At 40.7% G+C, this 7,088-nt stretch carries 4 protein-coding genes; 1 reads left to right on the forward strand and 3 read right to left on the reverse strand.

The genetic code is table 11. The annotated features are described in order from the left end of the window. The first annotated feature begins 141 nt into the window (after positions 1 to 141). Complete coding sequence (locus FNH22_RS32265; protein ID WP_185154525.1) at positions 142 to 282, forward strand: hypothetical protein; 141 nt, start codon at positions 142 to 144, stop codon at positions 280 to 282. Positions 283 to 489: 207 nt separating this feature from the next. On the opposite strand, the gene FNH22_RS31280 is transcribed toward FNH22_RS32265, so the two are convergent. The 3 genes from FNH22_RS31280 to FNH22_RS31290 all read right to left on the reverse strand — a co-directional run bounded on the left by FNH22_RS31280 (position 490) and on the right by FNH22_RS31290 (position 6,976). Then, a complete protein-coding gene (locus FNH22_RS31280; protein WP_143402477.1) occupies positions 490 to 2,649 on the reverse strand; it encodes a beta-1,3-glucanase family protein in 2,160 nt (719 codons plus the stop codon). A 201-nt stretch (positions 2,650 to 2,850) separates the two neighbouring features. Further along, the gene (locus FNH22_RS31285; protein WP_143402478.1) at positions 2,851 to 4,401 is read right to left on the reverse strand and encodes a carbohydrate-binding protein; all 1,551 of its coding nucleotides are present in this window, start codon (positions 4,399 to 4,401) and stop codon (positions 2,851 to 2,853) included. A gap of 484 nt (positions 4,402 to 4,885) precedes the next feature. Continuing rightward, positions 4,886 to 6,976, reverse strand: a complete 2,091-nt coding sequence (locus tag FNH22_RS31290) for a carbohydrate-binding family 6 protein (RefSeq protein ID WP_143402479.1) — start codon at positions 6,974 to 6,976, stop codon at positions 4,886 to 4,888. Positions 6,977 to 7,088: the final 112 nt, after the last annotated feature.

Below are 7,088 nucleotides of genomic sequence, written 5' to 3' on the forward strand. Positions count from 1 at the left end.
CCATTAGAGTGGCTTACCCAAACCCTGAGAAAAATCCCTGAGTATAAGATCAACCAGTTACATGAATTACTGCCTATAAGAAAATAATCATAATTAAATACACGCCCAACACCGAAGGGATACGTTGTATGCAGGAGGTGCTTGTTAAAGTTTTTTTATGATGATCAGGAACTGAATGAGTTTGTTATAATTCAGGAAGAAAGTACTGGTAAAGGGCTGGAACCGGATATTGTGAGTTGGGGCGGACATGGTCAAAAACTACTATTTACCGAGGGTCTTTAATGAGCATTAGGGTTAGAAAAGCCGTAGCAATCTCTTTATTTAATGAGATTGCCACGACTTTATAACCGCAAACCCTGCCGAATTAATCATTGTTCGGAAGGGAATTATCAACTTATTCTATCATGATTTTGGGTCTCAGCACTCTATTTGTTTTGATGTGATTGATAGATTGAATTTCTTTAAGCCATTGAATAAAACAGTTAATGACTATTTTTTCACAAATCGTTGTACAGTTCTTCTGCCTTCTTTTTCGATGATAACAGTATATATCCCTGGCTCGAAAGCAGAAACATTTACGCCTGTATTACTTACTTTGTGCCTGGATACAAAACCTTTAGAGTTTACGACACTCACCCAGGCACCGGACATGTCCATGTTGAAAAACAATGTATTTTTTACTGGGTTGGGATACAATGTGTTAGTAGCTATTTTGTGGCTTCTATTGACATTATCAACCATGGCCATTGCGACAGTGGTGGCTTTTGATATTTTGATCCAGTTAACGTTCCATCCCCCGGATGCTGCGAATAAGCCAAACTGGTAAGTGCCTGCCGTTATGTTTACAGTGTGAGAAACAGTAGTCCAGTTTTGCCACCCTCCGGTGTTTGGGACACTCACTTCTCCCAGCACAATATTTCCTGCATTCAGGTCGGCGGATAGCCTTGCACCGTTTACATTACTGGCGACACGATACTCGATAAGGTAGGCCCCGGAAGTAGGAAAATTAATTTCATAGTAGGCCATCCAATCTCCGGTATCAATGTAACCTACATTTTGCCCCCCTTCTGAACAGTTTTCTTTCTGAACACCGAGCATATCATTGTAGTCTTCTGCTTCGATCAACTGACCTGGTCCGTTGTCGTTTATTTTAGAAACAATGATAGAGGACATTTTATCGTTCCAATCTCCATCGTTGGTTAAACAATCATCATCCGAAGTTTTTACTAAAGTAGCTCCGCCAAAATTATCACTGCTATAAAGTGTAGCTTCATAACCTGCCTGAATGCGTAAAGAAGATACACTTTTATCCGGCATTCCCAGAGCATTTAGCTGGGCCGTTGTATAACGTCCTTCAGAGAGACCAACTGAAGTTCCGGCATAAGGACAATCCAAATACAAAGTGACTTCCCCCGTAGTAGGATCAGGGTTTGAATTTCCCGTAATGCCACCAATGGTAATTTTAACTCTTTCGGGGCTTGTGGTATGAATAGTAGAAGACTGGTCATATACATCATCATAAGCGAAGGTATAGGTCTGACTTTCGAAGCTAATGTCTGTTTGGTGGAAAAATTTGGAGTACCAGTTGTAAGGCCATGTTTGATAATATTTAGACGCATCTCCAAAATTTTGCAATACCCCGGAAGGTATATTTAAGTCAACCGCATGCCTGGTAATCGCTGCAACCATTTGGGCCTGCACTACTTTATCCCATCGTCCTCCCGAGGCCATAATGCCGCTACCTTCCATGGCTTCGAGTGTGGTGGGTTTTCCTGAAATAGTTGCTACCTGACCATCACTATCTCTACGGAATACAAATGCATTGCCACTCTGAACTCTTCCTCTCCAGACGCCGGCATCTGATGTAAATGCCAGTTCCTGACTGGAATATTTAGACCAGATACTATTAATATAACCGTCCATGAAAGTTTTTGGAAATGCATCTACTTTGGTAGGAAAGTGAATGATGCCTTCAGACGGGTTTAACAGACCCTTAAAATCGTTAGGGGCCGTGGCTTGCCATTGAGCCAGGATCTCACTATGTTTCTTTAGTTCACCTACTTTTTTGTAAAAGCCATTTCCCCAAACTTCAAGCCCCATAGGATATTGATAAGAATCAACGCGTGATGTATTCATCCAAAGACCAATATTATTGAACGTTAATTCGACCAACTCAAACTTAATTCCCTGGTTAGGGTCTGTTGGGTTTGCGAGGTTGGGGGCTGCATATCCTTTAGGGTCACCTGAATGCCCAAAAAAGTATAGAAATAGCTGGCTTTTAAAAGAGATCATGATCCGGCACCCTTCTATTTTAGGCATTTGGATCGTCTTGTTCGGAATATCACTTAATCGCCTGAAACAGTTTGCATACTTTCCATTTTGACCAGGTCCCTGGTTCCCACCTATTACAGGCCCCTGCACAGTGTTATAAGAAGGGTCCATGCGATTAACCTGGCCCGTTACAACATCCACCCATACGTGACCACCTTCTATTTCACCTACTGCGGTTACAAATACTTCATTGTCAGAATATTCTGATGTATTTGTAATTTCATAGGGTAATGTCTGTGCGTGGACTGTGAAACCTAAAAGCAGTGTCAACCAACTAAAGAGCACTTTGACAACTTTAATTTGAAATTTTCTTTTCATTTTTTTGTGTTTTGTGGGGTTAAAAAATTGTTTGTATGTAATCCGTATTATTAAAAAATAGGCGTTAAGTCTTTTGCCATAAACCGGTAAATGAAACACTATTGAAGAACTCACCTCAAGTAGGGTTTAACTAAAAAGAATGGCTTTTTCAGTAAAAGCATTCAAGGTAAGTTCCTTCTTAGTGCACTTGAGCAAGCTCAATTATTGCTTGATCAAACGTTTTGTTTCTTTGACCCCACCTTTTTCTATGGTTACCAGGTATAGTCCTTTAGTCAGGTTAGAAAGGTCAATAGATTCACCTGATTCAATAGTTCTTGAAGCTATGATCGTATGGCCCAGGGCATCGAAAATGGCAATAGTTGCGTTTTTCTCGCCGAATTTGAATTGAACAGCATTGACAAATGGATTTGGATATATCGTAGCCAGATTTATGTCCTTTATGTCTTTCATAATGCCTGTATTCGAAGTGGCCTCTGTATCAGAAAGTCGCGCATTTTGCTGACTTTTTGATATCTTGATCCAGTTAATATTCCATCCGCCAGATACTGCATATAGACCAAAACTGTGAGTGCCTGCAGTTACATTTACGGTATGAGAAACAGTGGTCCAATTTTGCCATCCTCCTGTGTTGGGTATACTTACTTGACCCAAAACGGTATTTCCTGCATTCAGGTCAGCGGATAGCCTTGCCCCATTTACCTTACTGGCGACACGATATTGGATAAGGTAATTTCCGGAAGTAGGAAAACTAATTTGTTGATAAGCCATCCAATCTCCGGTATCAATATATCCTACATTTTGACCTCCTTCTGAACAGTTTTCTTTCTGAACTCCGAACATGTTGCTGTAGTTCTCGGCTTCGATGACCAGGGTAGGTCCTCCGCCTCCACCAGTACCGTTGTCCTGATAGACACGTACATAATCAACGTACATGCGGGCCGGTAGTTTGCTATTGTCAATTGAAAACCCAGGCCAATTTCCTCCTACAGCCATGTTAAGCAGCAGAAAGTGCTCATTATGAAACTCGCTTGTCCCATTAATGCCATTACTTATGTCAACGATGTGGAATTGGTTCCCATCAACAAACCATCGAATATAGTTCTGATCCCATTCTATAGAATACACATGATAAGCACTGACATTCACGCCCGTACTTCCACCATATTCTGCCTTGTTGCCGTTGTGATCCTGCCAATGAATGGTTCCATAGGTAGTCGCTTCGTTGTTGATGTGCTCCATAATATCTATTTCACCACAGGCAGGCCATCCCACCGAAGAAATATTGTTACCCAACATCCAGAAAGCCGGCCATAATCCCTGACCTAACGGCAAAGCTATCCTTGCTTCTATTTTACCATATCTAAAGGATTTCCTACCCTGGGTCTTCATGCGTGCTGAGGTATAATTATACCCTCCAAAGGATTCTCTTTTGGCAGTAATGACCAAATTGCCATTCTCAACCGTGGCATTCTCACGACGGTAGTATTGCAACTCGTTGTTTCCCCAACCGGAATAACCGTTTCCCGTTTCGAAAACCCAGTCGGAGCTAATTCCATTTGTAAATTCATCTTGCCATACCAGGCTCCAGTTTTGTGAAAATATGAAACCTGGTATAAGACTAAGAAGTAGTCCAAACCATAATGTAACAGTTAATGTCAGATGGCTTTTCCCTTTATGAAGTCTTATAGGGTTTGTTTTACCAGTGCTGATCGGAGTATCCTTATCGTAGGTGTTGAATTTTATGTTGAACATATTCGTGCGTTTTAGTTTTTATTAAAAGCGTTTCTTATTATTGATTTGGGCCATTTATATACCCGGGATTACGGCAAGACGTGAGGGAAATGTCGTTTTCACAAGGTAAAGACAACATTGTGCTTGCTGAAATTTTTTAGCTGAACTACTTCGGTTTGTAGCTGAATTACCTTAGACTGTATCTGAGTGTTACTCAATTTAATGTCGTGAATCGGCGTTCAAAACCTCTGAGTTATATACAGTAAAAAAGTTGATAATTAGTGGAGCAACCGTATATAGTAACCATACCTATTCATTGTCAGATCATTGTATGAAATAGGGCTCATTAGGGATACCAGGCATATAGCAGAAGCTTCCTCACCAGGATTAAACTTCTCCCGACTCACATTATGTCGTGGCTTAGTAATGACCTATGGAATGACAAATTATTCAGGCCTGTGGGTAAGAGATGATGATTCGCTTTGACCATCCCGTTTAATGATGCTCAAAGCTTTGATGACAGCGCAGCTGTTGAATCCTGTTCGTAGGTTCTGGCGGCTTTTGCAATTTCAATGTCTTTTTTAACCCATTTTAACTGGTTTTCAAAATCAAAGGTGCGCAACCGGGCGAGGTTTTGCCTTTTATATCGGTCTTTGTTGATGTTCGTATAATCTTGCCAGCAGATAACGGCTTCATTCAAAAATTGTATGGCATTGTTTTTTCTGGTTGGCTGGCCGGTCACTTTGAAAAACTCCAGCTCTACAGCAGCTTTAATTTTGTTAGCGTAGTAATGCCCCAGAAAGCTCATGGATTTGATATCAAGTAATGTTGATTGGAGTTCTTTTGAATTTTTGTCGTCAAGTAAACTATTCACGGTTTTAATCGCATCCGTTCCAAATTTCGAGAGGTTATTGGCAACATCTAAAGGGGTAATTTCCTGCATGTTTTTGCCGCTCTCAACTGCTTTTACATAATCTACCGGATTTAAGATTCCGCTTTCTTCCATAGTAGTATTTTCACGAAAAGCATTGATGTCCCTTAAATCGTTCCAGGTATCCATGCAAGCTTCCGGGGCCCACATATAGTCCCAATCCCTCCAATGAAACCGATTGATCTGAGGAATTATTTTAGAAGCGTCAGTCCATGCCTGAAATAGCTTGTTTTTATCAGTTTCGGGAAATTTTGTTGCAATAATGTCTTTAAACCTATCATTTGGTATATCAGGATTATAACTTAGTCTTCCCCAAAGCATAAACCTGTACCAATGCTTGTCTATTTCTAACTGACGGGGTGTTTCAGGTTGTTTGCTTATAAACTCTCTGCCCCATACATACCCGTCTGACCCCATATGAAAGCCTGCGGTTTGTTCTTTTGGTAAATTTTTTATGAATTCACTGGCAAATTTCGGATCCCCCCATCGATGAATAAAAATGTCATCGTTTCGAAGGTTCCACCAGGATTTCAGGTTTTGGGGCTTCATCCATTTTAATAGTGGCTTGTGAAATGGGGGGGCTACGGCCGAATACATATGTGCTTTGGCATATTTGAAACTCATATCAAATGGATCAGGATATTGTCCCCAGTACTTCATCACTTTTTCCATATCTGTCCACCAAAACCGATGAATGAATTTGACAACCCGGTCAGGTTGTTCTTTTTTGGCATCTATAATTCCTAATCCATAGGTCTCCCAGAGCCACCTTTCTTTATCGTCATCATTCATTGGCGTGCGCATATTTTCTCCTGCGGTAACTCCAATTCCTGTAAGATGTGGATACGTCAAAACAAACTGTTTTACTGATTTTCTAAGGTAATCTATGCTGGTCTCATTTTTGTAATTGTTGGAGATGCCATATTTGCCTGGCTTATCACCCACTTCCTTATTAGGGCCAGGTAATGCGGTGCCGTTAAGGCAAATATTCCAGGTAATGAAATAGACGTCTATTCCTCTGTTACTGGCATGCTCCATGACTTTCTGCCAAAATTTAATTTTTTCCTCAATGGTCATTTTCTTCTCCACTTTGAGGTTATCAACGATTTTAGAACTGGGCAATTCCGGTGTGTTCCAATAATAAGGATGCTCCTGGGGTTTAATGGTAGTGCCGCAGACATCTTGTAATGCTACATCAGGATAGTCTTCCAGTTTCACCATTGATGAAAACGGATGTGCATTCCAATACGTAATGGCATTGTAACGATGTCTCGCCATATTATCAAAAAAGGCCTGCCAGAAGCCCAAATCCCACATTTCTGCAATATTCTCCTGGGCAGCGTCTCCTGAATCATCAAAACTTGAGGTTCTTACATCTAATGGAATATTAAACTTTATTCCCCGGTTTACTATATAGGGCTGATCGGAAACCGAATGTATCATTTCCAAGTCGCCGCTAATATTGATAAGTTCTGCTAACTCTAATCCACCATACATAAGCCCTGTAGCATCTCCGGACCTCACTACAATTTCATCATCGCTGATCCTTTCTATTTTATACCCGCCTTTAGCACAGCATGATTTTTCGATCAAAAGGGATAGGGTTATACCTGTGCTTTCGGTGACTTCAATTTGGTTGGCGATCAGCGCAGACTTAACCCGCATTATTCATTGGGTTAAGAAATCTGATTTTAGATAAAACATAGAATGTACTGAGGAGTTGTTTAGCCACCCCTGAAGATATTTCAGATAATCTTTGAGAAAATAACATATTGAT

This window comes from Fulvivirga sp. M361 (assembly GCF_007097395.1).
Lineage (GTDB): Bacteria > Bacteroidota > Bacteroidia > Cytophagales > Cyclobacteriaceae > Fulvivirga.

Bases quoted from the DNA above. Each gene is read 5' to 3' on its own strand.
- FNH22_RS31280 (WP_143402477.1), bottom strand. From the start codon at position 2,649: ATGAAAAGAAAATTTCAAATTAAAGTTGTCAAAGTGCTCTTTAGTTGG.
- FNH22_RS31290 (WP_143402479.1), bottom strand. From the start codon at position 6,976: ATGCGGGTTAAGTCTGCGCTGATCGCCAACCAAATTGAAGTCACCGAA.
- FNH22_RS31285 (WP_143402478.1), bottom strand. From the start codon at position 4,401: ATGTTCAACATAAAATTCAACACCTACGATAAGGATACTCCGATCAGC.